This is a genomic window from Rhodanobacter spathiphylli B39 (assembly GCF_000264295.1).
GTDB classification, from domain to species: Bacteria; Pseudomonadota; Gammaproteobacteria; order Xanthomonadales; family Rhodanobacteraceae; genus Rhodanobacter; species Rhodanobacter spathiphylli.
In genome coordinates, this window is the sequence record NZ_AJXT01000014.1 from 1 (window position 1) to 416 (window position 416).

1 protein-coding gene is annotated in these 416 nt (G+C 63.5%); it reads right to left on the bottom strand.

Annotated features, from left to right (window positions below):
- A partial coding sequence (locus UU7_RS07450; protein ID WP_007806927.1) for a zinc-dependent metalloprotease occupies positions 1-416 on the bottom strand: 416 nt, incomplete at both ends.

Below are 416 nucleotides of genomic sequence, written 5' to 3' on the forward strand. Positions count from 1 at the left end.
CGCCGCTGGAGTAATGCACGTCGAGGCTGGAGGTGTAGTTGGCCGCGTTGTCGATCGAGCCGCCATCCTGCGGCGGGTTGCACATGTAGCGCAGCGCGTCGCCAATGCCGGCGCTGGTCTTGACGATGTCCGCACCGACCAGGAAGTCGGCCGAGCCACGGTCGTAGAACTCGGCCGCTTCACCGGCGATGTCCGAGTACGCCTCGTTCATGCCGCCGGACTGGCCGCTGTATTCCAGGTTCGAATTCTGCTCGGTGTAACCGTGGCTGATCTCGTGGCTGGTCACGTCCAGCGACACCAGCGGGTAGAACGTGCTGGCGCCGTCGCCGAAGTTCATCGCGCTGCCGTCCCAGAACGCATTCTCGTAGTTCGACTTGTAATGCACGTTCATGCGCAGCTGCATGTTCAGCGGCGGC